The following is a 24,604-nucleotide window of genomic DNA, read 5'->3' as shown; positions in this document are numbered from 1 at the left end:
ATCGCTATTCGGGGCAGGAATGCAGAGCGCACAGCCAGGCAGCGAGCCGTCCGACATCGGTGAAAATCCGCGCGCCTATGTGCGGTGGGTGATGCATGCCGCCCAATTGGGTGATGCCGATGCACAGGCGACGCTGGCCCAGCTGCTGCTTGACGGCCGTGGCGTGCAGAAGGATGAGGCCCTGGCATTGAGCTGGTTTCGCATCGCCGCCCGGCAGCGCCACCCCATGGCGATCAACATGATCGGGCGCTGCCTGGAGAATGGCTGGGGCTGCGAAGTCGATTTGGAAGACAGTGCGCGGCATTACCGCAAGGCTGCCGATCTGGGGCTGGATTGGGGGCTGTATAACTACGGCCAGTTGCTGACGCGTGGCCGTGGTGTGGAGCGTGATCTTGTCGCGGCGTATGAGCTGTTTCGCCAGGCTGCGACCAAGGGGCACGCCAAGTCGATGAACCTGTTGGGGCGGTTCCACCATGAAGGCGTGGTGGTGCCCAAGGATGTTCAACTGGCGCGCCGGTGGTATCACCGTTCAGCCGAGGCCGGGGATTTCCGCGGGCAATACAACCATGCTGCGGAGTTGGCTCACGACGGCGACGAAGTGCAGGCCTGCCTGTGGTTGGAGCGGGCGCTCGCGACGGCCACGCCGGGCTTTTTGCAGGCGGCTTATCCCGTGTTGCTGGGCTCTGCCTTCAGCGGTATTCGTGAAATGGGCCTGCGTTATCAGCGCCATCTCCAGGCATGAAAAAGCCCCTGGACCTTTCGGCGCAGGGGCTTTTTTACAGCGGGTCGATTAAGCGGCTTCGATCTTGCCGCGATTGTGCTCGACCTTGGACAGGTAGCGCTGCACCTTTTCCTGTTCTTCCGGCGTGGTGAACAGGCCCAGCTTGCTGCGGCGCCACAGGATGTCCTGGGGCTGCGTCGCCCATTCTTCAGCGCACAGGTAGTCGACTTCGCGGGTGTACAGGCCGCCACCAAGGTGATCGCCCATGTCTGCCAGCGACTGCACGCCTTCCAGCAGGCGCCAGGTGCGGCTGCCATAAGTGGTGGACCAGCGACGGGCAATTTCGCTCGGCACCCAGTCGTACTTGCTGCGAATCGCATCCGCCAGGGCTTCTGGCGTGCTCATGTTTTCGCCGCCGGGCAGGGTGGCCGTGGCCGTCCAGCTTGGGCGCATCTGTGTGAAGTACGGTGCCAGTTGCGCCATCGCCGATTCAGCCAGCTTGCGGTAAGTGGTCAGCTTGCCGCCGAACACCGACAGCAACGGTGCCTCGCCCGAGGTGCCCGACAGCGCCAGGGTGTAGTCGCGGGTCACGGCCGACGGGTTGTCGGATTCGTCGTTGCACAGCGGGCGCACGCCGGAATAGGTGTGCACGATGTCATCGCGGCTCAGCTGCTTCTTGAAGTGCGCGTTGACCACGTTGAGCATGTAGTCGGTTTCACCTTCGGTAATCGCCACTTTCGCCGGGTCGCCGGTGTATTCGCGGTCGGTGGTGCCGATGATGGTCAGGTGATTCAGGTACGGAATGGTGAAGACAATGCGCTGGTCTTCGTTCTGCAGGATGTGCGCGTGGGCGCCTTCATACAGCTTCGGCACGATCAGGTGGCTGCCCTGGATCAGGCGGATGCCATAAGGCGAATCCAGCTTCAAGTCATCCTTGATGAACTTGGCGACCCACGGGCCGGCTGCGTTCACCAGGGCCCGGGCGCGGATCGAGAACAGGCTGCCGTCGGCGCGTTCCATGTTCATTTCCCACAGGCCCTGGCTGCGGTGCGCGCTGACGCAACGGGTCTGGGTGTGGATATGCGCACCCTTTTCCCGCGCGGCCATGGCGTTGAGTACTACAAGGCGGGCGTCATCGACCCAGCAATCGGAGTATTCGAAGCCTTTGGTGATTTCGCTTTTCAGCGGGCTGTCGGGGCCGAATTTGAGGCTCTTGGAACCCTCGAGTTTTTCCCGCTTGCCCAGGTGGTCATACAGGAACAGGCCGGCGCGAATCATCCACGCCGGGCGCAGGTGCGGGCGGTGTGGCAACACAAAGCGCATCTGCTTGACGATGTGCGGGGCCTTGGCCAGCAGCACTTCACGCTCAGCCAGGGCTTCACGCACCAGGCGGAATTCGTAATGTTCGAGGTAACGCAGGCCGCCGTGGATCAGCTTGCTGCTGGCGGAGGATGTGTGGCTGGCCAGGTCGTCCTTTTCGCAAAGGAATACCGACAAACCGCGACCGGCTGCGTCTGCTGCAATCCCGACGCCATTGATCCCGCCACCGATAACGGCGACGTCATAGACTTCGGCAAGCGGTGGGGCAGGCAAGGTAGAAGGGTTCATCGGCTGGCCTCGCAATCTTTTTCGTATTGGAATTCGAACATAAATGTTCATTTGCGAAAATGGTAGCTCATAAACGCAGGCACAGCCAGCCCGCTTCGATTGAAAATACTGATCGAAGGGCGAAGAAAGGAAAATTTGTGAACATCAGGGGGCAGGACACCCCCTGTATAAGCTTACACCACTTCCAGCCGAATCTTGTGCTGATTCAGCAACTGCACCAGTGCCGGGACCGGCTGCTGATCGGTGACTAAACAATCAATCAAACTGATGGGTCCCAGGCGAATCATGGCGTTGCGCCCGAATTTGCTGGAGTCCGCCGCCAGGATCACCTTGCGCGCATTGGCAATGATCGCCTGGGAAACCCGTACTTCCTGGTAATCGAAGTCCAACAGGCTGCCGTCTTCATCGATGCCGCTGATGCCCACCAGGGCAAAATCGACCTTGAACTGGTTGATAAAGTCGACGCTGGCCTGGCCTACCACGCCGCCGTCACGGCGCACGTTGCCGCCGGTCAGGAGTACGTCGAAGTCGTCTTTGGCACTCAGCATCATGGCGACGTTGAGGTTATTGGTGATGATTTTCAGGTGGCTGTGGTTAAGCAGCGCGCGGGCAATCGATTCGGTGGTGGTACCGATGTTGATGAAAAGCGAGGCGTGATCGGGGATTTGCGCGGCGATGGCTTCGCCGATGCGCTGTTTCTCGTCGCGCATCTGGTCGGCCCGCATGGCGTAGGCGGTGTTTTCAACGCTGGAGTCATAGGCTGCGCCGCCGTGGTAGCGGCGCAACAGATTGGCTTCCGCCAGTTGATTGATATCGCGGCGGATGGTTTGCGGGGTGACAACGAAGAGCTGCGCCATTTCCTCGATACTCACATAGCCGCGTTCGCGAACCAGTTCGAGGATTTGTTGCTGGCGGGGAGGCAGATTCATGGTGCGTCCTTTGGGCTGCCGTAAAAAGTGGCCCATGATGACGCAGGAATCTGCTCCCTGCCAGTTACAACCCTATGTGGGTCCGGCGCTTGGCTTATTCAGCGCCTTCGTGGGGTTCCCAGTCGCGGGTGCGGCTGACCGCTTTCTGCCAGCCGGCGTAGAGTTTTTCTTTCGCCGCTTCTTCCAGTTGCGGTTCGAATTGGCGCTCGATCACGGCCTTGCCACGCAACTCGTCCAGGCTGCCCCAGAAGCCGCACGCCAGGCCGGCCAGGTAAGCGGCGCCCAATGCCGTGGTTTCGCGCATTTGCGGGCGCTCAACCTGGGTGCCGAGGATGTCGGCCTGGAATTGCATCAGGAAGTTGTTGGCAACTGCGCCACCGTCTACCCGCAGGGATTTGAGGCGTTCGCCGGAATCCTGCTGCATCGCGTCGAGTACGTCGCGGGTCTGGTAGGCAATTGACTCCAGGGCGGCACGAATGATGTGGTCCACGCGTACGCCGCGGGTCAGGCCGAACAGCGCACCACGGGCATACGGGTCCCAGTAGGGAGCGCCCAGGCCGGTGAAGGCCGGTACCAGGTACACGCCGTTGCTGTCCTTGACCTTGCCGGCGAAGTATTCGGTGTCGGTGGCATCGGCGATGATCTTCAGCTCGTCACGCAGCCATTGCACGGTGGAACCGCCGTTGAACACGGCGCCTTCCAGGGCGTAGGCCACTTCGCCACGGGGACCGCACGCGATGGTGGTGAGCATGCCGTGCTTGGATTTCACGGCCTTGTCGCCGGTGTTCATCAGCAGGAAGCAGCCGGTGCCGTAGGTGTTTTTCGCCTGGCCCGGTTCTACGCACATTTGGCCGAACAGCGCCGCCTGCTGGTCACCGGCAATACCGCCGATGGCGATGCCACTTTTGGTGCGGCCGTAGATTTCCGAGGAAGACTTCACTTCCGGCAGCATTTCGCGCGGCACGTCGAGAATCTCCAGCATCTTCGAATCCCACTCGAGGGTGTGGATGTTGAAGAGCATGGTGCGCGAGGCGTTGGTGTAGTCGGTGACGTGGGTTTTGCCGCCGGTAAATTTCCAGATCAGCCAGCTATCGATGGTGCCGAACAGCAGCTCGCCGTTACGTGCACGTTCGCGGCTGCCTTCGACGTTGTCGAGGATCCACTTGAGCTTGGTGCCAGAGAAGTACGGGTCTGTGACCAGGCCAGTGGTGTCGTTGATGTATTGCTCGTGGCCATCGCGCTTGAGCTGCTGGCAGATCTCGGTGCTGCGGCGGCATTGCCAGACGATCGCGTTGTAGATCGGGCGGCCGGTGATCTTGTCCCAGACCACGGTGGTTTCACGCTGGTTGGTGATGCCGATGGCCGCGACCTGGTCATGGTGCAGGCCGGCTTGTGCCAGGGCCTCGACCATCACCGCGCTCTGGGTGGCGAAAATTTCCATCGGGTCATGTTCGACCCAGCCGGCTTGCGGGTAATGCTGAGTGAATTCACGCTGGGCGGTGCAGACCACGTTGGCGTCACGATCAAAGATGATCGCCCGGGAACTGGTGGTGCCCTGATCGAGGGCAATGATGTAGTTCTTATTCTGAATGTCGGTCATGTCGATTGCCTTGGACGGAGAATAGGGGAGTCAAGTAAACAGCCTGGGCCGCAAAAGGGCAGTACGGCCCAGGCTATCGCATCAGGAAGTACGGGTTTTGCCGCTGGCGGCCGCTTCGGTTGCATCAGTTGTAGCAGGTGCGGCGCTCGGCAGGTGACGGGCAATCAGCCCGCGATACGCGGCAGCACCGAGGCAGGCACCGACAATCGGTGCAAAGATCGGAATCAGGAAATAAGGAATGTCGCGCCCGCCGGTGAAGGCCATTTCACCCCAACCGGCGAAAAAGGTCATCAGTTTGGGACCGAAGTCACGGGCCGGGTTCATCGCAAAGCCGGTCAGCGGGCCCATGGCGCTGCCGATCACGGCGATCAGCAAACCAATCAGCAGCGGTGCCAACGGGCCGCGGGGCAAGCCGTTGTTGTCATCGGTCAGGGCCATGATCACGCCCATCAGGATCGCGGTAATGACCATTTCCACCAGGAACGCCTGGGCCGTGCCCAGCAGCGGATGCGGATAGGTGGAGAACACCGAGGCCAATTCCAGGCTGGCCTGTGTGCCGCGAATCATGTGGTGGGTTTGTTCGTAATCGAAAAACAGGTTGCTGTAGAGCGTGTAAACCAACGCGGCCGAGCAGAAGGCGCCGGCGACCTGGGCGATGATGTAGAACGGCAGTTTGCGCTTGTCGAAATCGGCAAAAATGCACAGGGCGATACTGACGGCTGGATTGAGGTGAGCCCCGGAAATCCCGGCGCTCAGGTAGATCGCCATGCTGACGCCGATCCCCCAGATGATACTGATTTCCCACAAGCCAAAGCTGGCACCCGCGACCTTGAGCGCAGCAACACATCCGGTACCGAAGAAGATCAGCAACGCAGTGCCCAGGAATTCGGCCATGCATTGGCTTGAGAGTGAAGGCTGTTGAAGAGCAGTTGTCATGGAAAACCTCTGTTTTTGTTGTTGTCTGGCGTTTTGCCGCATCGGGCAATCGGCGATTTTCACCGTGGCGAGGATCCCCATCCTCTTCGCGGCTTACTGCTGTGAATCCGCAGGTGTATTCCTACAGTATTCGTAAACGAAAAAATATAGACAAGAATGACGGCTGTCAAAGGTCGAAAGTGAACGATCGGTCATTTTGTAATTATTGGTGTGGTGAATGATCGTGGCGTGAGCGCCGGGAGTGGCAGAAAAGGAGCACGCGAGGTCGTGGCACAGGGCTTCGGACTAGAGCCTTTTGCCTTCCGTTGGCCTAGAATTGGCGGTCTGTTTTTTCACCTTTTTGCCAAGCCTGGAGCCCGCATGACGCCCGCATTGGATCTGTTGAAAAAAGTTCGTGCCGAACATCGAATCCACAGTTACGAACATGACCCCAAGGCAGCGTCTTATGGTCTGGAGGCCGCGGAAAAATTGGGTCTTGATCCGGCGCAGGTGTTCAAGACCCTGCTGGCCAGCAGTGAAAAAGCTGAGTTGCTGGTGGCCGTTGTGCCGGTCGTCGGAAGTTTGGATTTAAAAGCGTTGGCGCAGGCGGCGGGGGTGAAAAAGGTCGAGATGGCAGACCCGGCTGCGGCGCAACGGGCCACCGGTTACTTGCTGGGCGGCATCAGCCCGCTGGGGCAGAAGAAACGCCTGCGCACTTTTGTCGACGTGACGGCGCAGTCGTTTCCGACAATTTTTATCAGTGCGGGAAGAAGGGGGCTTGAGGTGGAGTTGGCAGCGGCGGTGCTGGCCGAGCACACCCAGGCCAAGTTCGCGGAAATTGGCCGGGCGTGATGTTCTGAGGTCAGGTGGCCGTGCTGTAGCGACGAACGCCTGACTCAACGTGGGGAATGTGCGCCGCTGTGCTGCCTGAGGCCTGGAACAACACCAGGTGTTCGGCTGCCACGCGAATGCCTACATCAGCACCGACCAAGTGATCGGCGTGGCTGGGGAAGATCGATTCCAGCTGCGCACCGGTGGGCAATTGCAGGCGATACAGGGTTGATGCACCAAGGAATGTCTTGCCGACAATCCGCGCTTTCAAGGCGCTGTCCGGTGCATAAACAATGTCGTCCGGGCGCAACAACACATCCACCGCGCCGCCCGTGGGCCAGGTGTAGGCACGATTACCGCGCAACTCGCCCAGTTCGGTGGTGACCGATTCCGGCGTGTTCAACTGCCCGCGAATGAAGTAACCCTGGCCAATGAAGCTGGCGACAAAGGGTGTCAGCGGTTCGTGGTACAGGTTGTAGGGAGTATCCCACTGCTCCAGGCGACCCTCCTTGAATACACCGACATGGTCGCTCACCGCGAAGGCTTCTTCCTGGTCGTGGGTCACCAGAATTGCACTGGTGCCACGAGCTTTGAGGATGTCGCGCACCTCATGGCTGAGCTTGCGCCGCAGTTCGCCGTCGAGGTTGGAGAAGGGTTCGTCCAGGAGCAGCAATTGCGGCTCCGGCGCCAACGCGCGGGCCAGGGCGACGCGCTGTTGCTGGCCGCCGGAAAGCTCATGGGGGAAGCGCTTGCCGAGGTTCTTCAGGTTCACCAGTTCCAGCAATTCGGCGACCACACGCTCTTTTTGCGGGTGCTTGCGAATGCCGAAGGCGATGTTGTCGGCCACGCTGAGGTGTGGAAACAGCGCGTAGTCCTGGAACACCATGCCGATCCGGCGTTTCTCCGGGGCCAGTGTGAAACCGGCGCTGGAGATGACTTCGCCCGCCAGGCTGATCTCACCTTCGTGTACCGGCTCAAAGCCGGCAATCGCTCGCAGGGTGGTGGTCTTGCCGCAACCCGATGAGCCCAGCAGGCAACCGATGTCACCGGCGTTGAGGTGCAGGTTGAGGTTCTGCACCACCCGTTGGTCCTGATAACCGCATGCCAGATTGCGTAGATTCAGCAGTAAAGGCTGGCTCATGCAGGGCGGTACGCCGGCGCAACCAAAAACTCCAGCAGCGCTTTTTGCGCGTGCAGGCGGTTTTCTGCCTGAGCCCAGGCCACCGAACGTGGGTCGTCCAGCAGGTCGAGGCTGATTTCTTCGCCACGGTGGGCGGGCAGGCAGTGCATGAACAGCACGTCCGGCGCGGCCAGGTCGAGCAGTGCGCGGTTGACCTGGAACGGTGCGAACAGCTTGAGGCGCTTGGCGGTTTCTTCTTCCTGGCCCATGGAGGTCCAGACGTCGGTACTCACCAGATGCGCGCCGATGATGGCCTCACGCGGGTCGCGAACGATGGTCACGCGGTCGCCGGCCTGGGCCAGGAACTTGGCGTCCGGCTCATAGCCTTCAGGGCAGGCAACGCGCAATTGGAAGTCGAACTGGATCGCCGCTTCTATATAGCTGTTGCACATGTTGTTGCCGTCGCCGATCCAGGCCACGGTCTTGCCCTGGATCGAACCGCGCTGTTCGAGGAAGGTTTGCATGTCGGCCAGCAACTGGCACGGGTGCAGATCATCGGACAGGCCGTTGATCACGGGCACTCGGGAGTTGGCGGCAAATTCGGTCAGGGTGCTGTGGGCGAAGGTACGGATCATCACCGCATCCAGCATGCTCGACATCACGATCGCGCAATCGCTGATGGGCTCGCCGCGGCCCAGTTGGGTATCCCGAGGCGACAGGAAGATGGCCTGGCCGCCGAGCTGGATCATGCCGGCTTCGAAAGACACACGGGTGCGGGTGGACGACTTCTCGAAAATCATCCCGAGCACGCGGTTTTTCAGAGGCTCGAACAGTACGCCGCGGTTACGCAGGTCTTTAAGCTCAATGCCTCGACGGAGCACGCTGACCAGCTCTTCGGGCGTGCAATCCATCAGGGAGAGAAAGTGCCTTGCGCTCATCATTAACTACCTTTTTGCAACAGACCGCAGATACTCAAAGCCTTGTTTATTTTGAAAACGGGCGAGACCTGCGGCGAAAGCCGCACGGGGCGACGAAATAGGGGAAGGCGCGATCTTATAATTAAATGTCGCGTCTTACCAATAGGGCTACAGTTTTTAGGGGAGTTCAAGGACGCGGGGAGGGCGCTTTTGAAGCCTGTTTCCTGACAGCAGCGGGTCATTTGTACACTGGCGCTGCGCCACATTGCAATGCGAGAAGGCGGGCGCAGGCCGGGGCGCGTCGGTTTCAGAGGGCTCTCGGAGGGCGCTGAAACATTTCATGATGTTTCCTCATGGCCCGGCCTGATGCCGTTGGATTCACGCGACGAACGTTGCTGGCGCTGCTGCCGGCCGCGGGCCATAGTTTTCGTCCGAAGCGCTCAGCCCACAATAAAGAGACTGGCCATGACCAAGACTCTCCACCACCGTGCCTGCCATCTGTGCGAAGCCATCTGCGGCCTGACACTGGAAACCACCCAGGGCGAAGACGGAAGCCTGGCGATCACCTCGATCAAGGGCGATCCCCTGGATACATTCAGCCGTGGCCATATCTGCCCCAAGGCCGTGGCCCTGCAGGACATCCAGAACGACCCGGACCGCCTGCACCAGCCCATGTTGCGGGTGGGCAGCGAATGGCAGCCTATCCCGTGGGACGACGCCTTTGCGCTTGTAGCCGAGCGCCTCGCGGGCATCCAGGCACGCCACGGGCAGAATGCGGTGGCGGTGTATCAGGGCAATCCGAGCGTGCACAATTATGGCCTGATGACCCACAGCAATTACTTCCTGGGCCAGCTCAAGACCCGCAACCGCTTTTCCGCCACGTCGGTGGATCAGTTACCCCACCACCTCACCAGTCACCTGATGTACGGCCACGGTCTGCTGCTGCCGATCCCGGACATCGACCATACCGACTTCATGCTGATCCTCGGCGGCAACCCGCTGGCATCCAACGGCAGCATCATGACCGTGCCGGATGTGGAAAAGCGCCTGAAGGCCATCCAGGCCCGGGGCGGCAAAGTCGTAGTGGTTGACCCGCGTCGCAGCGAGACGGCAGCCATAGCCGATCAGCACTTGTTTGTACGCCCGGGCGGCGATGCCGCGTTGTTGTTCGGTTTGCTTAATACGCTGTTCGCCGAGAACCTGACCCGTGACAGTCACCTGCCGGTCGACGGCCTGGATGAAGTGCGCCACGCCGTGGCCGGATTCACTGCCGAGGCCATGAGCCGTCAATGCGCGGTGCCCGCCGAGCAGATCCGCCAGTTGGCCCGGGACTTTGCGGCGGCTGAAACGGCCGTGTGTTATGGCCGCATGGGCGTGTCGACCCAGGCGTTCGGCACGCTGTGTCATTGGCTGGTGCAGCTGATCAACCTGGTCACTGGCAATCTGGATCGAGTGGGCGGTGCCTTGTGCACCACGCCGGCAGTCGACCTGGTGGCTTCCACCTCCGGTGGGCACTTCAATCGCTGGCAGAGCCGGGTTTCCGGGCGACCGGAGTACGGTGGCGAGCTGCCGGTGTCGGCACTGGCTGAAGAAATGCTCACCGAGGGCGAAGGACAAATCCGTGCGCTGGTGACGGTGGCGGGCAATCCGGTGCTGTCCACGCCTAACGGGCGGCAGCTGGAACAGGCGCTGGATGGCCTGGAGTTCATGGTCAGCGTCGACCTGTATATCAACGAAACCACGCGTTATGCCGACCTGATCCTGCCGTCCACCTCGGCGCTGGAAAACGACCACTACGACACCACCTTCAATATGTTCGCGGTGCGCAACGTCACCCGCTTCAATCGCGCCATCCTGCCAAAGCCTGAAGGCGCATTGCATGACTGGGAAATCTTCGTCGGCCTGGCCCAGGCGTTTGCCGCGAAGACGAGGAATACGCTCAAGCCGACCATGCCGCCTGCGCAGATGATCGACTTTGGACTGCGAGCCGGCCCTTATGGCGATACCTTGTCCATTGCCGCGCTGGCTGATCACCCCCACGGTCTGGACCTTGGGCCGTTGAAGCCCAACCTGACGAGCCGCATGAAAACCGCCAACGGCCATTTGCAGGCTGCGCCGCCGGTGATCCTCGCTGACCTGGTGCGCTTTGCCGCGCAGCCAGTGCCAAAGGTGAATGAGTTGCTGTTGATCGGCCGTCGCCATGTGCGCAGCAACAACTCCTGGATGCATAACTACCACCGGCTGGTGAAGGGCAAACCCCGTCACCAGTTGTTGATGCACCCGGACGACCTTGCGCATCGCCAGTTGAGTGACGGCCAGCGTGTGCAGGTCAGTTCGCGGATCGGCATGATCGAAGTAGAAGTGATGGCCAGCCTGGACATGATGCCCGGCGTGGTCAGCCTGCCCCACGGTTGGGGTCACGGCCGTCCAGGTGTGCAGATGACCATCGCCAGCGAGCAACCGGGGGCGAGCGCGAATGACCTGACGGATGAGCGGCAACTGGACGAGCTGTCGGGCAATGCGGCGTTGAACGGCGTGCCGGTGCAGGTGGCGGCGGCGTAAGGATTGTCTGTCGGGGAGTCCGAGCGTCATGCTAGGGTTTGCGTTACAATGCGCCACCGTGCCGACCCATGAGTCGGAAAGTTCCAGCCGAGGTGTTCCATGGATATCATCGAAACGATCAAAGAGCAGATTGCCAACAACACTATTCTGCTTTACATGAAGGGCGCACCTAACGCGCCTCAGTGTGGCTTCTCCGCAAAGGCTTCCCAGGCAATCATGCAATGTGGCGAGAAGTTCGCCTACGTGGATATCCTGCAGAACCCGGAAATCCGCGCCAACCTGCCGAAGTATGCCAACTGGCCAACTTTCCCGCAGCTGTGGGTTGCCGGTGAGCTGGTCGGCGGTAGCGACATCATCACCGAGATGGCGGCTGATGGTTCGTTGCAGGCACTGATCAAAGACGCAGCAGAAAAAGCCGCTGCCAAGACCGAAGCCTGATTGGTTTTAGGCTGCGGCAATAAAAAAGCCCCGCTTCTCGAAAGAGAGCGGGGCTTTTTAGTGGCCGGGAATTAAGGGTTATTCACCCATCTGCGATTGCAGATAATTCTCGATAGTCACTTTGTCGATCAGGCCGATCTGGGTTTCCAGCCAGTCGATGTGTTCTTCCTGGTCTTCAAGGATATCTTCCAGCAGTTCACGGCTGCCGAAGTCGCTCTTGGTTTCGCAATGCGCAATGGCGGCCTTGAGGTCGGTATGGCTCTTGCGCTCGAAGTTCAGGTCGCAGTTGATCATTTCCTGAGTATGCTCGCCGATGCTCAGCTTGCCCAGGTCCTGCACGTTCGGCAGGCCTTCCAGGAACAGGATGCGCTTGATCAGCGCGTCGGCGTCCTTCATGGCCTTGATGGATTCTTTGTATTCACGCTTGCCGAGCTTTTCCAGGCCCCAATCGTCATACATGCGTGCATGCAGGAAGTACTGATTGATCGCGACCAGTTCATTGGCAAGGATTTTGTTGAGTTGCTGGATGACTGTGATGTCGCCTTTCATGATTGGGGTCCTGCCCTGTATTAGCTGTATATAAGGCGGAGTTTGAGCTGCGCATTTACTACTGTCAAACCTAAGTTATTGAATAATAAATGAAAATTAATCGGAATAAGAATGTTTGTGTTCCGCGTCTTGGCGCTAACTGTTTGAATTTCGGGCATAAAAAAACCGGACACTAAGTCCGGTTCTTTAAAACACGCCAATTAAGCGTGTGTAAATTCTGCTGAGTAGGGGATCGCAGCCTGGGCAGTTTGCAGCTGCGTCAGGGTTTCCCTTACCACTTGCTTGGCGAGGCAGGCGCATTTGCCGCATTGGCTGGCAACGCCGGTGGTTTCACGTACTTCCTTGTAGCTGCAGCAACCTTCGTAGATTGCTTCGCGGATTTGTCCGTCGGTGACGCCAGTGCAGAGGCAGACATACATAAGGGAGAACCATCGCGGGTAAGGCTTAAGTGCGATGGATCTTAATGTTAACGAGAATGATTGTCAAAGTAGTTTCGTGGGAGTTTGAAACAGATTGATGACCCACTGACGAACGGTTTTTTCCCGAGCCGTGTATGATGGTCGGTCTTCACGAAGCGTGATCCCGTCACAGGGCTGTCGTTTACCCGCGGCACACTGGAAGGGATCCTTTTACTTCAAGTCACCACCATCAGGAGATACCCAATGAGCGTACTCGTCGGCAAACAAGCCCCGGATTTCGACGTACCCGCCGTCCTCGGCAATGGCGAAATCGTAGACAGCTTCAAACTGTCTGAAGCCATCAAAGGCAAATACGGCCTGGTGTTCTTCTACCCGCTGGACTTCACCTTCGTCTGCCCATCGGAGCTGATCGCTCTGGATCACCGCATGGACGATTTCAAGGCGCGTAACGTTGAAGTGGTAGCCGTTTCCATCGACTCCCATTTCACCCACAACGCCTGGCGCAACACCGCCATCAATGATGGCGGCATCGGCAAAGTCAAATACACCATGGCTGCCGACATGAAGCACGACATCGCCAAGGCCTATGACGTTGAGTCCGAAGGCGGCGTGGCTTTCCGTGGCGCGTTCCTGATCGACGACAAGGGCGTTGTGCGCTCGCAGATCATCAACGACCTGCCGCTGGGCCGTAACATGGAAGAGCTGATCCGCCTGGTCGACGCTCTGCAATTCCACGAAGAGCACGGTGAAGTTTGCCCTGCCAACTGGAAAAAAGGCGACAAAGGCATGAACGCTTCGCCAGAAGGCGTTGCGGCCTACCTGACCGAGAATGCTGGCAAGCTGTAAGCCAGATTCGCGGGACAAAAAAACCGGCCTGAGAAGGCCGGTTTTTTTATGCGCGGGATTCAGCTTCAGTCGCCGAAGTCTTCCCAGCCGCCCATTTGTTTCCAGCGGTTGACGATGCCGCAGAACAGCTCGGCCGTCTTCTCGGTGTCGTAGCGAGCCGAGTGGGCCTCACGACCGTCGAAGTCGATACCAGCCGCCTGGCAGGCTTTCGCCAGCACGGTCTGGCCATAGGCCAAGCCGGCAAGGGTCGCGGTGTCGAAGCTGGAGAACGGGTGAAACGGGTTACGCTTCATGTCCAGGCGCGTCACAGCGGCGTTGAGGAAGCCCAGGTCGAAGCTGCTGTTGTGACCCACCAGGATCGCGCGCTTGCAGCCATTGGCCTTCAAGGCCTTGCGCACACCACGGAAGATGTCGGTCAACGCTGCTTCTTCACTGACTGCCATGCGCAACGGGTGATCGAGCTTGATCCCGGTGAACTCCAGGGCGGCCGCTTCGATATTGGCGCCTTCGAACGGCTCGACGCGGAAGAAGTGGGTGTGTTCCGGGAACACAAAACCCTGTTCGTCCATGCCGATAGTCGTAGCGGCGATTTCCAGCAATGCGTCAGTGGCGCAATTGAAACCGCCGGTTTCTACGTCGATGACAACCGGCAGGTAGCCACGGAAACGCTCGGCCATCGGGTGACGGGAACCGCCACCACCGCCGCCGTGTTCCTGGTCGTCGTCGTAATGGTCTTCACTCACGGGTGTTCCTCCAGCAGGCGCCAGCGCAGTGTTTCACCGGCGCGCAGCGGGATAACGGTCAGCTCGCCAAACGGCAGGCTGGTGGGGGCGGTCCAGTCTTCACGGACCAGGGTAATGCGGTCGGTATTCGCCGGCAGGCCGTAGAAACGCGGGCCGTTGAGGCTGGCGAACCCTTCAAGCTTGTCCAGGGCGTTGCGTTGTTCGAACGCTTCGGCATACAACTCGATCGCCGCATACGCGGTGTAGCAACCGGCACAACCACACGCGGCTTCCTTGGCGTGTTGGGCGTGAGGCGCGGAGTCGGTACCGAGGAAAAATTTCTCGCTGCCACTGGTGGCGGCATCGAGCAGCGCCACCTGGTGCGTGTTGCGCTTGAGAATCGGCAGGCAATAGAAGTGCGGCCGAATCCCGCCCACCAGCATGTGGTTGCGGTTGTACAACAGGTGATGCGCGGTGATGGTCGCGCCGACGTTAGCCGAAGCCTCGGTGACGAACTGCACGGCATCGGCGGTGGTGATGTGTTCGAACACGACCTTCAGGGTCGGGAACAACTCGACCACACGACGCATGTGCTCGTCGATGAAGATCTTTTCACGATCGAATACATCGACATCGCCACGGGTGACTTCACCGTGGATCAGCAACGGCATGCCCACTTCCGCCATGGCTTCGATGGCCGGCAGGATCTTGTCGATACTGGTGACGCCGGAATCGGAGTTGGTGGTCGCTCCGGCCGGGTACAGCTTGGCGGCGTGCACGAAACCGCTGGCTTTGGCCTGGCGAATTTCTTCGGGCTGGGTGCGGTCGGTCAGGTACAGCACCATCAACGGTTCGAAGCGGCTACCGGCCGGTCGTGCAGCAAGAATGCGCTGGCGATAGGCATCGGCTTCCGCGGCGTTACGCACCGGAGGTACCAGGTTAGGCATGATGATGGCGCGGCCAAACGTGCGCGCTACATCGGCCACGGTTTGGGGCAACGCAGCACCATCTCGAAGATGAATATGCCAGTCGTCGGGACGCAGCAGGGTCAGGCGGTCGGACATTGGGGATTCCAGGCGGGTCAATCTGGTGGGAATGCTACCGGAAAAGACTCTTGCAGGCACTCGCTATCAAGTTTTGCAGGATACGACCGATATCCCTGGGTATGCCTTAACGATGTATGACGCCTTGATGTGTTGTAGAAACCAGTGGAGCCTCCCGTGCGCCAGCATTATCTAGCCCTGCTCAGTGTGTTTGCCAGCCTGCCCGCGATGGCCCTCACGTTCCAGACACGTCTGGAGAATATTGAGTGGAAGGTGGAGGGCGATAAATTCGAGTGCCGCTTGAGCCAGCCGATCACCGATTTCGGCTCGGGCGAGTTCGTGCGCCGGGCCGGCGAGCAGGCGACGTTTCGTCTGAAAGCCTTTAACGGTTCGTTTGGCGCCGGTTCCGCAACCCTGCTGGCGGCCGCCGCGCCATGGCAGCCGGGGCGTGGTGATATCAACCTCGGCGCGGTGCGCGTTGGTAATGGTGATGTACTGTTTAACAGCTCCCAGGCTCAGGCCGGGCGCTTGTTCACCGGCTTGCTCGAAGGTCGTAGCCCGACGGTGCGGCACTATGGGCGCGACGGCGGGTATTCCGAGATTCGCCTGTTGCCGGTGAAATTCAACAAGGCCTACAACGACTATCAGCTGTGCACCACCAAGCTGCTGCCGATGAATTTCGAGCAGGTCAAACAGACCGAAGTGGGTTTCCCGGGCGGTGGCATCGAACTGGATGCGGCGGCCAAGAAAAAGCTCTCGGTGATTATCGAGTTCATGAAAGCCGACCCGACGGTTAACCACATCGAGTTGAACGGCCACTCCGACAACAGCGGCAATCGCCTGACCAACCGCGATGTATCGCGGCGTCGAGCATTGGCGGTGATGGACTACTTCAAGGCCAATGGCATCGATGAATCGCAGATTACCTTGCGTTTCCATGGTGAAAGCTACCCGTTGGCGCCGAACACCAACCCGGCCAACCGGGCGAAAAACCGTCGGGTGAATATTCAACTCGAACGGGTGGCAGCCCCCGAAAAACCGGCGCCCCAAGCCAAAGCGCCAGGCAACGCCGCCGCCACCTCATAAGGTGGGGCGTTTCGTCGCCCGCTCGACATAATCTGTCGCTTTATCTTCATTTGCTGTCGCGCCTCTGTAAATTCACGGTTTTGGTCGGTAGAATCGACGCCTTTCCGTACAACCCCGTGGAGTGATGGCATGGCCGACGTAAACAAGGTCGTTCTCGCGTATTCCGGCGGCCTGGACACTTCGGTGATCCTCAAGTGGCTGCAGGATACTTATAACTGTGAAGTGGTGACCTTCACCGCTGACCTGGGTCAGGGCGAAGAGGTCGAACCTGCACGTGCCAAGGCGCAAGCCATGGGCGTGAAAGAGATCTACATTGACGACCTGCGCGAAGAGTTCGTCCGCGATTTCGTTTTCCCGATGTTTCGCGCCAACACTGTCTACGAAGGCGAGTACCTGCTGGGTACTTCCATCGCACGTCCGCTGATCGCCAAGCGCCTGATCGAAATCGCCAACGAAACCGGCGCTGACGCCATTTCCCATGGCGCCACCGGCAAGGGCAACGACCAAGTGCGTTTCGAACTGGGCGCCTATGCCTTGAAGCCAGGCGTAAAAGTCATTGCTCCGTGGCGTGAGTGGGACCTGCTGTCCCGTGAAAAGCTGATGGACTACGCTGAAAAGCACGCCATCCCGATCGAGCGTCACGGCAAGAAGAAGTCCCCGTACTCGATGGACGCCAACTTGCTGCACATCTCCTATGAAGGCGGCGTGCTGGAAGACACCTGGACCGAGCACGAAGAAGACATGTGGAAGTGGACCGTCTCCCCGGAGAACGCTCCTGACAAGGCTCAGTACCTGGAACTGACCTACCGCAACGGCGACATCGTCGCGCTGGACGGCGTCGAAATGACACCGGCCACCGTCTTGGCGACCCTGAACCGTATCGGTGGCGAACACGGTATCGGCCGCCTCGACATCGTCGAGAACCGTTACGTGGGCATGAAGTCCCGTGGTTGCTACGAAACCCCGGGCGGCACCATCATGCTGCGCGCTCACCGCGCCATCGAGTCCATCACCCTGGACCGTGAAGTGGCCCACCTCAAAGACGAGCTGATGCCCAAGTACGCCAGCCTGATCTACACCGGCTACTGGTGGAGCCCGGAGCGTCTGATGCTGCAACAGATGATCGACGCTTCCCAGGTCCACGTGAACGGCGTTGTGCGCTTGAAACTGTACAAGGGCAACGTGATCGTGACCGGTCGCAAGTCCGACGAGTCGCTGTTCGACGCCAATATCGCCACCTTCGAAGAAGATGGCGGCGCGTACAACCAGGCAGACGCGGCAGGCTTCATCAAGCTGAACGCGTTGCGCATGCGCATTGCGGCCAACAAAGGTCGCAAGTTGTTCTGAGTGTTTTAAGTGGCAATGAAAAATGGTCCCGTTAGGGGCCATTTTTTTTGGGCTGAAAATACACCTGGAGTCCATAGGGGCGATGCAGTGTTTATTGTTCAGTTCAAAAAAACCGTGTGCTTAAGGCGGTGGTGTGGAGTGTTTATGTTTATACGGGGGGCAATGTTTATTAATTTCGCTCGATAAGTGGTGCATTGTTGAAAGTGGGTTTTTTTCTTGTGTGTAGGAACTATGTACTACAGAAATTTCACTCAGAAATGTACCGCGAATATGTCAGATGCTGACATGCCTGTAGGATTTATGGAGCGTTATTGATTATGTCGAATGGAACTTTTAAAAAGTGCCTTTCAGCCCGAATTTGCAGGCCTTCTGATAAGGCACAAGGGGCATTTCCTGAAACTTGTGTGCGGCACGTTTACCCCGCCCCCCGTAACCCTGGGAATTTTCACTCAAAATATGTTGGTACTCGGAAAGTTCTGAAAGCCTCAACAAAACTGGACACCTCCGCACTGGCGTTTTTTTGTAGGTTAAATCCTATGTCTTTGTGGGTTGGGTCTCTGCTTGCTGTTGCTTGGGGGGGAGCGCTATGCCAAGCGGGAAACGACTAGGCTATTGTGCTTGCTCTTAATAATTCGAACAGCGAAATTGGACTTGCCCATGAATAAAGTGCTGATCGTGGATGATCATCCCGTCATTCGTCTTGCTGTGCGTATGCTAATGGAACGTCATAGTTATGAGGTCGTTGCCGAGACCGATAACGGTGTCGATGCCTTGCAACTTGCACGGGAGCATATGCCGGACATAGTCATACTGGATATCGGAATTCCCAAACTCGATGGCCTGGAAGTTATATGCCGGCTGTCATCTACCAAACAGGCCCACCCCTTCAAAGTGCTGGTGCTGACGTCCCAGGCGCCCGGGCATTTCTCCATGCGGTGCATGCAGGCGGGCGCTGCGGGCTATGTGTGCAAGCAGCAGGACCTCACCGAGCTATTGAGCGCGGTCAAGGCGGTGCTGTGCGGGTACAGCTACTTCCCCAACCAGGCACTGAACTCGGTGCGCTCCACAATGGGTAACGCCAGCGAAGCGGACATGGTCGAGCGCTTGTCCGGCCGGGAGATGATGGTGCTGCAGCAACTGGCCCGCGGTAAAACCAACAAGGAGATCGCTGATGGCATGTTCCTGAGCAACAAAACCGTGAGCACCTACAAGACGCGCTTGCTCCTCAAGCTCAACGCACGCTCCCTGGTGGACTTGATCGAACTGGCCCAGCGCAACGGGTTGGTGTAGGCCGGCCACACACTTATAGGCAGTCAGAAAAAAGCCTCCGTAAGGGAGGCTTCTGTTTTTCGTTGGGGCGATTAGAGATCGAAGTCGTAATCGGCCAACTGTTTTTGCAGGCGCCGCTCTTCCAGAAGGTTGTCGATGGTGCGGCGTTTGCTCAAATTGGTCTTGGCCACCTCTACCGGTGTTTCTGCTGCCTCATCGTCGGATTCAGCGCCAACAACGTCGTCTTCTACATCCAGTTGTTCTTTGCCAGTGCTCATAAGGTTAACTCCAGGCTAAGACTGCCGTTGGCGCTCCTTATAACGATAATCTTGAGCCTGGTAAAAAAGATTTTTTCAATCGACTCATCAATAAAAGCAATGATGGCTCAATCGTCGGAAGTCTTTTCCTTGTATTCACATAGGTCTTCGATGCGGCAACTGCCACAGCGCGGCTTGCGGGCCTGGCAGACATAGCGTCCGTGAAGGATCAGCCAGTGATGTGAATCCAGCAGATAGGGCTTGGGCACAAACTTCATCAATTGTTTTTCCACCTCCACCACGTTCTTTCCGCGGGCAATCCCGGTACGGTTGCTCACCCGAAAGATGTGCGTGTCCACCGCCATGGTCAATTGGCGAAATGCCGTGTTGAGTACCACGTTGGCGGTTTTTCGGCCTACGCCTGGAAGCGCTTCCAGGGCTTCCCGCGTCTGCGGCACTTCGCTGCCGTGCAACTCCACCAGCAGTCGACAGGTTTCGATGACATTCTTCGCCTTGCTGTTGTAGAGGCCAATGGTCTTGATGTACTCGGACAACCCTTCAACCCCAAGCGCGTAGATTGCCTCCGGAGTATTGGCTACGGGATACAACTTGGCCGTGGCCTTGTTGACGCCGACGTCTGTGGACTGGGCCGAGAGAATCACGGCGATCAGCAACTCGAACGGCGAGGAATAGGCCAGTTCGGTTTTTGGTTCCGGGTTGTCTTCGTGAAGCCGACGGAAAATTTCCAGGCGTTTTGCGGCGTTCATGGGGCGAGCGGTTCCTTGCAGACAGTCAGTGTGGTTACGAAAAACGAGCCCAATAACCCGAGCAGGATAAACGCGGCGGTCACCCGCAGTACACGCTTCATCACGTGCGGCTGATGATCAAGGGCTTCAAGTGCGAGCATCGGCCGCTACCAGTGCCGCAAGCGCCTGCTCTGCTGTTTCGAAGTGTTGTTGCAGGATGATCAACTGCGACTGCTGTTCAAAGGTCGGCGGGTGACCAAAGGCTTTCAACGATTTGTGCAATTGGGCACGGCTCATGGCCAGGTTGATCTTGGCCTTCTTCAAGGCCGCGTCCATCGCGGCGGCTTTTTGTGCACGAACCCGCTCAATGGCGGCCTGGACCGGGTTCTCCGTCGCCGCAGCCACCGGGGCAGCGCGCTGGGTGCGTGCCAGGCGTTCGGCAAGTTTCTGTTCCTCCTCGCGTTGCAGCCGCGCGTTGCGCTGTTCAAACCGCCGCCGGGCCCGATCGCGCTTGAGGCTGCGTGCCTGGCGCTCATGATCACTGGAGGCCAGCCCGCCGACAATCGGCACCACGGTGGTCAACGGACGCATTTCGATGCAATCAACCGGGCAAGGTGCCACACACAGGTCGCAGCCCGTGCACTCGTCGATAATCACCGTATGCATCAATTTGGCAGCACCGACGATAGCGTCCACCGGGCAAGCCTGAATGCATTTGGTACAGCCGATGCACTCCGCTTCACGGATAAACGCGATCTGCGCGGGCGCCTCGCCTCGGGACGTGTCCAGTTCCAGCACCGGGAGCTTCAACAGGTGCGCCAGGCCGGCAATGGTTTCCTGGCCGCCCGGTGGGCACTTGTTGATCGCCTCGCCCTGGGCAATGCCTTCTGCGTAGGGCTTGCAGCCAGGATGCCCACATTTGCCACATTGGGTTTGCGGCAGCAGGGCGTCGATACGTTGAATCAGGCTCATGGTTTGATCATTGCGTTGGAACCCGGAAAAGCCACAGCCAACAACGGGCCGACAGCAAACAGAATCCGATTATCCGGCAAGCGAGGAGGGGGTACTAGCTGAAACCGCCCCATGGCCGAGACCATGGGGCAGTCAGCCGATGTTACTTGATGCGCTGACCCGGCTTGGCGCCGCTGTCCGGGCTCAACAGGTAGATCTCTTCACCGCCAGGACCGGCCGCCATCACCATGCCTTCGGAGATACCGAACTTCATTTTCCGTGGCTTGAGGTTGGCGATCATCATGGTCAGGCGACCATCGAGCTTGGACGGATCCGGATAGGCGCTCTTGATCCCGGAGAACACGTTGCGTTGCTCGTCACCGATGTCCAGGGTCAGGCGCAGCAGCTTGTCAGCGCCTTCCACGGCTTCGGCCTTGATGATCAGAGCCACCCGCAGGTCCACCGCAGCGAAGGCGTCGAAGTCGATTTCTGGCGACAGCGGATCTTTTGCCAGCTCGCCATTGCCGGCAGGTGCTGCATCGCCAGTGTCGGTCTTGCTGGCCTCGAGGTCTTCTTTCGAAGCATCGGTCATGGCTTGGACTTTTACCGGATCGATACGGGTCATCAGCGGCTTGAACTCATTCAACTGATGGTTGCTGAGCAAGGTCGCGTGGTCGTTCCAGGTCAGCGGCGGCACGTTGAGGAACGCCTCTGCGTCGGCCGCCAGTAGTGGCAGTACCGGCTTGAGGAAGATCACCAACTGGCGGAACAGGTTGACGCCCGTGGCGCAGATGGCCTGGACTTCGGCTTGCTTGCCTTCCTGTTTGTTCAGCGACCACGGCGCCTTGTCGGCGATCCAGGCGTTGGCACGGTCGGCCAGGCCCATGATCTCGCGCATGGCGCGGGCAAAGTCGCGGGCTTCATAGGCGTCGGCGATGCTCGGGGCAGCGGCCAGGAACGCGTCGGTCAGCTCCGGCGCGGCGTTTTCCGCCACCAGCACACCGGCGTTGCCCTTGTGGATAAAACCGGCGCAACGGCTGGCGATGTTGACGACCTTGCCCACCAGGTCCGAGTTGACCTTCTGTACGAAGTCTTCCAGGTTCAGGTCCAGGTCGTCGACGCCACGGCCCAGTTTGGACGCGTAGTAGTAGCGCAGGTATTCCGGCGACAGATGGTCCAGGTAGGTGCGCGCCTTGATAAAGGTGCCACGGGACTTGGACATCTTCTGGCCATTCACCGTCAAGTAGCCGTGAACCGCGATGCCGGTAGGCTTGCGGTAGCCCGAACCTTCGAGCATCGCCGGCCAGAACAGCGCGTGGAAGTTGACGATGTCCTTGCCGATGAAGTGATACAGCTCGGCAGTGGAGTCCTTGGCCCAGAACGCGTCGAAGTCCAGCTCCGGCGTACGGTCGCACAGGTTCTTGAAGCTGGCCATGTAGCCAATCGGCGCGTCCAGCCATACATAGAAGTACTTGCCTGGTTCGCCCGGGATTTCAAAACCGAAGTACGGCGCATCGCGGGAGATGTCCCACTGCTGCAGGCCGGCGTCCAGCCATTCGGCGATCTTGTTCGCCACGGCGTCCTGCAGGGTGCCGCTGCGGGTCCAGGCTTGCAGCATTTGCTGGAAATCCGGGAGCTTGAAGAAGAAGTGCTGGGAATCCTTGAGCACCGGGGTGGCGCCGGAGATGGCCGACTTCGGATCCTTCAGGTCGGTAGGCGCGTAAGTGGCGCCGCATTTTTCGCAGTTGTCGCCGTACTGGTCCTCAGTGCCGCATTTCGGGCAGGTGCCCTTGATGAAGCGGTCGGCCAGGAACATTTTCTTTTCCGGGTCGAAATACTGGGTGATTGAACGCGTGGCAATGTGCCCGGCATCCTTCAGGCGCAGGTAGATCTGGCTCGACAGCTCGCGGTTTTCTTCGGAGTGGGTCGAGTGGAAGTTGTCGAAATCCACCAGGAACTCGGCAAAGTCGGCGCTGTGTTCAGCCTGGACGTTGGCGATCAGTTGTTCCGGGGTGATGCCTTCCTTCTCGGCGCGCAACATGATGGCCGAACCGTGGGCGTCGTCCGCGCAGACATAAATGCATTGATTGCCGCGATGCTTCTGGAAGCGCACCCACATATCGGTCTGGATGTACTCAAGCATATGGCCAAGGTGGATAGAACCATTGGCATAGGGCAGGGCGCTGGTGACGAGGATCTTGCGTGGCTCGGACATGGGGCTCGGCTACTTGATGAAACGGAGGTCGGCCACTATAAAGCGCCGGGAAATTTATTTCACCCCGTGCGGCTGTTTCAGGATTTTCCCGACGGCCAAAAGCGTGCCGCTAAGGCGCTGGAACGGTTAGGATAGCCGCCTGTTTTAGTCAGTCTTTTTTCGGGAGTAGCCCATGAGCGCCGTCAATCGCGCAGCGGTGGAAGCCGTTCTTCGCCAATACACCGACCCCTACCTGAACCAGGACCCTGTCAGCGCCGGGTGCGTACGCGCCATCGACGTGCAGGGTGACAAGGTTTCGGTCCAGCTTGAACTGGGCTATGCCGCCGGGCTGTTCAAGAGCGGCTGGGCGCAGATGCTGCAAATGGCCATCGAAGGCCTGGACGGCGTCAGCTCGGCCAAGGTCGACATCCAGTGCGTGATCGCCGCGCACAAGGCCCAGGCGCAGATCCCGGGCCTGGCCAACGTCAAGAACGTGGTCGCCGTGGCCTCCGGCAAGGGCGGCGTGGGCAAATCCACCACCGCCGCCAACCTGGCCCTGGCCCTGGCCCGCGAAGGCGCGCGCGTCGGGATTCTCGACGCTGACATCTATGGCCCGAGCCAGGGCGTGATGTTCGGTATCGCTGAAGGCACCCGGCCGAAGATCAAGGACCAGAAATGGTTCGTGCCGATTGAATCCCATGGCGTGGAAGTGATGTCCATGGCCTTCCTGACCGACGACAACACGCCGATGGTCTGGCGCGGCCCGATGGTTTCCGGTGCATTGCTGCAACTGGTCACCCAGACCGATTGGGGCAACCTGGACTACCTGGTGATCGACATGCCACCAGGCACCGGTGATATCCAGCTGACCCTGGCGCAGAAAGTGCCGGTGGCCGGCGCGGTGATCGTCACTACGCCGCAGGACCTGGCGCTGCTGGATGCCCGCAAGGGCGTGGAGATGTTCCGCAAGGTCAACATTCCGGTACTGGGCGTTGTGGAAAATATGGCGGTGCACATCTGCTCCAACTGCGGCCACGCCGAGCATCTGTTCGGTGAAGGCGGCGGCGAGAAGCTGGCGACCCAGTACGGGGTTGAACTGCTGGCGTCGTTGCCGCTGTCGATGGGGATTCGAGAGCAGGCTGACGGTGGCAAGCCGACGGTGGTTGCCGAGCCCGATGGTCAGATTGCCATGGTTTACCAGGAGCTGGCCCGCCACGTAGGCGCGCGGATCGTACTTCAGGAAGCTGAGGCCCAGGCGATGCCGACCATCACTGTCAGCGACGACTGATCCACCTGACGGGAAAGAAGCCTCGACGGTGTCGGGGCTTTTTCTTGCCTGGCGAATACCCAGGGTCCGCCTGTTACCCTTTTACGTAATTGCTGGTGTAAGCATTCACTTACTTTTTCGTAAGTGTTTGGGTTTTTTCGTCGGTGCAGACGTCTTGAATTGATTGCCTATATTTCTATCTATTTGAAATATAACAATTATTTTTTATTGAACGAGCACGCAAACTTGTAGCTCTGCGATTTGGAT

Annotated in this window: 22 protein-coding genes and 1 pseudogene; 9 read left to right on the top strand and 14 right to left on the bottom strand. The window is 59.1% G+C overall.

Features of this window, described 5'->3' with window-relative positions; all coding sequences use genetic code 11:
• The first annotated feature begins 19 nt into the window (after positions 1 to 19).
• A complete protein-coding gene (locus NVB75_RS13955) occupies positions 20 to 742 on the top strand; it encodes a tetratricopeptide repeat protein (protein ID WP_258347652.1) in 723 nt (240 codons plus the stop codon).
• A 48-nt stretch (positions 743 to 790) separates the two neighbouring features.
• On the opposite strand, the gene glpD is transcribed toward NVB75_RS13955, so the two are convergent.
• From glpD to NVB75_RS13935, 4 genes are all read right to left on the bottom strand, one after another.
• Complete coding sequence (gene glpD, locus NVB75_RS13950; RefSeq protein WP_258347651.1) at positions 791 to 2,329, bottom strand: glycerol-3-phosphate dehydrogenase; 1,539 nt, start codon at positions 2,327 to 2,329, stop codon at positions 791 to 793.
• A 173-nt stretch (positions 2,330 to 2,502) separates the two neighbouring features.
• Positions 2,503 to 3,258, bottom strand: a complete 756-nt coding sequence (locus NVB75_RS13945) for a DeoR/GlpR family transcriptional regulator (protein WP_003208723.1) — start codon at positions 3,256 to 3,258, stop codon at positions 2,503 to 2,505.
• A gap of 94 nt (positions 3,259 to 3,352) precedes the next feature.
• On the bottom strand, positions 3,353 to 4,858 hold the full coding sequence (gene glpK, locus NVB75_RS13940; protein WP_063027424.1) for a glycerol kinase GlpK: 1,506 nt from the start codon (positions 4,856 to 4,858) through the stop codon (positions 3,353 to 3,355).
• 81 nt (positions 4,859 to 4,939) lie between these two features.
• The gene (locus NVB75_RS13935; RefSeq protein WP_076015422.1) at positions 4,940 to 5,794 is read right to left on the bottom strand and encodes an MIP/aquaporin family protein; all 855 of its coding nucleotides are present in this window, start codon (positions 5,792 to 5,794) and stop codon (positions 4,940 to 4,942) included.
• Between the two features lie 360 nt (positions 5,795 to 6,154).
• Here NVB75_RS13935 and ybaK point away from each other — a divergent pair, with 360 nt between their 5' ends.
• Positions 6,155 to 6,625, top strand: coding sequence for a Cys-tRNA(Pro) deacylase (ybaK, locus tag NVB75_RS13930; protein WP_010170166.1), 471 nt, complete (start codon positions 6,155 to 6,157; stop codon positions 6,623 to 6,625).
• A gap of 10 nt (positions 6,626 to 6,635) precedes the next feature.
• On the opposite strand, the gene NVB75_RS13925 is transcribed toward ybaK, so the two are convergent.
• Together NVB75_RS13925 and argF are read right to left on the bottom strand one after the other, a co-directional pair.
• Positions 6,636 to 7,745, bottom strand: coding sequence for an ABC transporter ATP-binding protein (locus tag NVB75_RS13925; protein ID WP_063027430.1), 1,110 nt, complete (start codon positions 7,743 to 7,745; stop codon positions 6,636 to 6,638).
• On the bottom strand, positions 7,742 to 8,662 hold the full coding sequence (gene argF / locus NVB75_RS13920) for an ornithine carbamoyltransferase (protein WP_258347647.1): 921 nt from the start codon (positions 8,660 to 8,662) through the stop codon (positions 7,742 to 7,744). Before argF ends, NVB75_RS13925 begins: the two co-directional genes overlap by 4 nt.
• Positions 8,663 to 9,106: 444 nt before the next feature.
• Between argF and NVB75_RS13915 the strand changes: the two genes are divergently transcribed.
• Positions 9,107 to 11,203 (top strand): molybdopterin oxidoreductase family protein, encoded by a 2,097-nt coding sequence (locus NVB75_RS13915; RefSeq protein ID WP_258347645.1) that lies wholly within the window; start codon positions 9,107 to 9,109, stop codon positions 11,201 to 11,203.
• A gap of 99 nt (positions 11,204 to 11,302) precedes the next feature.
• On the top strand, positions 11,303 to 11,641 hold the full coding sequence (grxD, locus tag NVB75_RS13910) for a Grx4 family monothiol glutaredoxin (protein WP_034118308.1): 339 nt from the start codon (positions 11,303 to 11,305) through the stop codon (positions 11,639 to 11,641).
• Positions 11,642 to 11,719: 78 nt separating this feature from the next.
• Here the strand turns inward: grxD and bfr are convergent, their stop codons facing one another.
• Together bfr and NVB75_RS13900 are read right to left on the bottom strand one after the other, a co-directional pair.
• Complete coding sequence (bfr, locus tag NVB75_RS13905) at positions 11,720 to 12,190, bottom strand: bacterioferritin (RefSeq protein WP_258347642.1); 471 nt, start codon at positions 12,188 to 12,190, stop codon at positions 11,720 to 11,722.
• Positions 12,191 to 12,390: 200 nt separating this feature from the next.
• Positions 12,391 to 12,609 (bottom strand): bacterioferritin-associated ferredoxin, encoded by a 219-nt coding sequence (locus tag NVB75_RS13900; RefSeq protein ID WP_003208706.1) that lies wholly within the window; start codon positions 12,607 to 12,609, stop codon positions 12,391 to 12,393.
• Between the two features lie 243 nt (positions 12,610 to 12,852).
• Here NVB75_RS13900 and NVB75_RS13895 point away from each other — a divergent pair, with 243 nt between their 5' ends.
• Entirely contained in the window at positions 12,853 to 13,455 is a 603-nt protein-coding gene (locus NVB75_RS13895) for a peroxiredoxin (protein ID WP_003172097.1), read from the top strand.
• A gap of 65 nt (positions 13,456 to 13,520) precedes the next feature.
• Here the strand turns inward: NVB75_RS13895 and rnt are convergent, their stop codons facing one another.
• Both rnt and pyrC read right to left on the bottom strand, forming a co-directional pair.
• On the bottom strand, positions 13,521 to 14,198 hold the full coding sequence (gene rnt / locus NVB75_RS13890; RefSeq protein ID WP_076015417.1) for a ribonuclease T: 678 nt from the start codon (positions 14,196 to 14,198) through the stop codon (positions 13,521 to 13,523).
• Positions 14,195 to 15,241, bottom strand: a complete 1,047-nt coding sequence (gene pyrC / locus NVB75_RS13885; RefSeq protein WP_003208703.1) for a dihydroorotase — start codon at positions 15,239 to 15,241, stop codon at positions 14,195 to 14,197. The genes rnt and pyrC overlap by 4 nt, the downstream gene beginning before the upstream one ends.
• 156 nt (positions 15,242 to 15,397) lie before the next feature.
• Between pyrC and NVB75_RS13880 the strand changes: the two genes are divergently transcribed.
• The 3 genes from NVB75_RS13880 (at position 15,398) to NVB75_RS13870 (ending at position 18,943) form a co-directional block, all read left to right on the top strand.
• On the top strand, positions 15,398 to 16,306 hold the full coding sequence (locus tag NVB75_RS13880; protein WP_258347640.1) for an OmpA family protein: 909 nt from the start codon (positions 15,398 to 15,400) through the stop codon (positions 16,304 to 16,306).
• 129 nt (positions 16,307 to 16,435) lie between these two features.
• Positions 16,436 to 17,653: an argininosuccinate synthase gene (locus tag NVB75_RS13875; protein ID WP_003208700.1), complete on the top strand. Its 1,218-nt coding sequence runs from the start codon at positions 16,436 to 16,438 to the stop codon at positions 17,651 to 17,653.
• Between the two features lie 657 nt (positions 17,654 to 18,310).
• Positions 18,311 to 18,943, top strand: a complete 633-nt coding sequence (locus tag NVB75_RS13870) for a response regulator transcription factor (protein WP_003208698.1) — start codon at positions 18,311 to 18,313, stop codon at positions 18,941 to 18,943.
• 71 nt (positions 18,944 to 19,014) lie between these two features.
• Here NVB75_RS13870 and NVB75_RS13865 read toward each other — a convergent pair whose 3' ends face one another.
• The 4 genes and pseudogenes from NVB75_RS13865 to metG all read right to left on the bottom strand — a co-directional run bounded on the left by NVB75_RS13865 (position 19,015) and on the right by metG (position 23,091).
• Positions 19,015 to 19,200 carry a PA3496 family putative envelope integrity protein gene (locus tag NVB75_RS13865; RefSeq protein WP_017480127.1) on the bottom strand — a complete coding sequence of 62 codons (186 nt, stop codon included), beginning with the start codon at positions 19,198 to 19,200 and terminating at the stop codon, positions 19,015 to 19,017.
• Positions 19,201 to 19,307: 107 nt separating this feature from the next.
• Complete coding sequence (gene nth / locus NVB75_RS13860; RefSeq protein WP_010170146.1) at positions 19,308 to 19,946, bottom strand: endonuclease III; 639 nt, start codon at positions 19,944 to 19,946, stop codon at positions 19,308 to 19,310.
• 144 nt (positions 19,947 to 20,090) lie between these two features.
• A pseudogene (gene rsxB, locus NVB75_RS13855) lies at positions 20,091 to 20,918 on the bottom strand (electron transport complex subunit RsxB); the annotation flags it as partial.
• Positions 20,919 to 21,039: 121 nt separating this feature from the next.
• Positions 21,040 to 23,091 (bottom strand): methionine--tRNA ligase, encoded by a 2,052-nt coding sequence (metG, locus tag NVB75_RS13850; protein WP_258347636.1) that lies wholly within the window; start codon positions 23,089 to 23,091, stop codon positions 21,040 to 21,042.
• Between the two features lie 172 nt (positions 23,092 to 23,263).
• Here metG and apbC point away from each other — a divergent pair, with 172 nt between their 5' ends.
• Positions 23,264 to 24,358, top strand: coding sequence for an iron-sulfur cluster carrier protein ApbC (apbC, locus tag NVB75_RS13845; protein WP_258347635.1), 1,095 nt, complete (start codon positions 23,264 to 23,266; stop codon positions 24,356 to 24,358).
• The last annotated feature ends 246 nt before the right edge of the window (positions 24,359 to 24,604 follow it).

Source organism: Pseudomonas sp. CBS (genome assembly GCF_024734645.1).
In the GTDB taxonomy this organism is placed as follows: domain Bacteria; phylum Pseudomonadota; class Gammaproteobacteria; order Pseudomonadales; family Pseudomonadaceae; genus Aquipseudomonas.
Note: the sequence above shows the minus strand (reverse complement) of the source record. Positions and strands in the feature narration are given on the sequence as shown.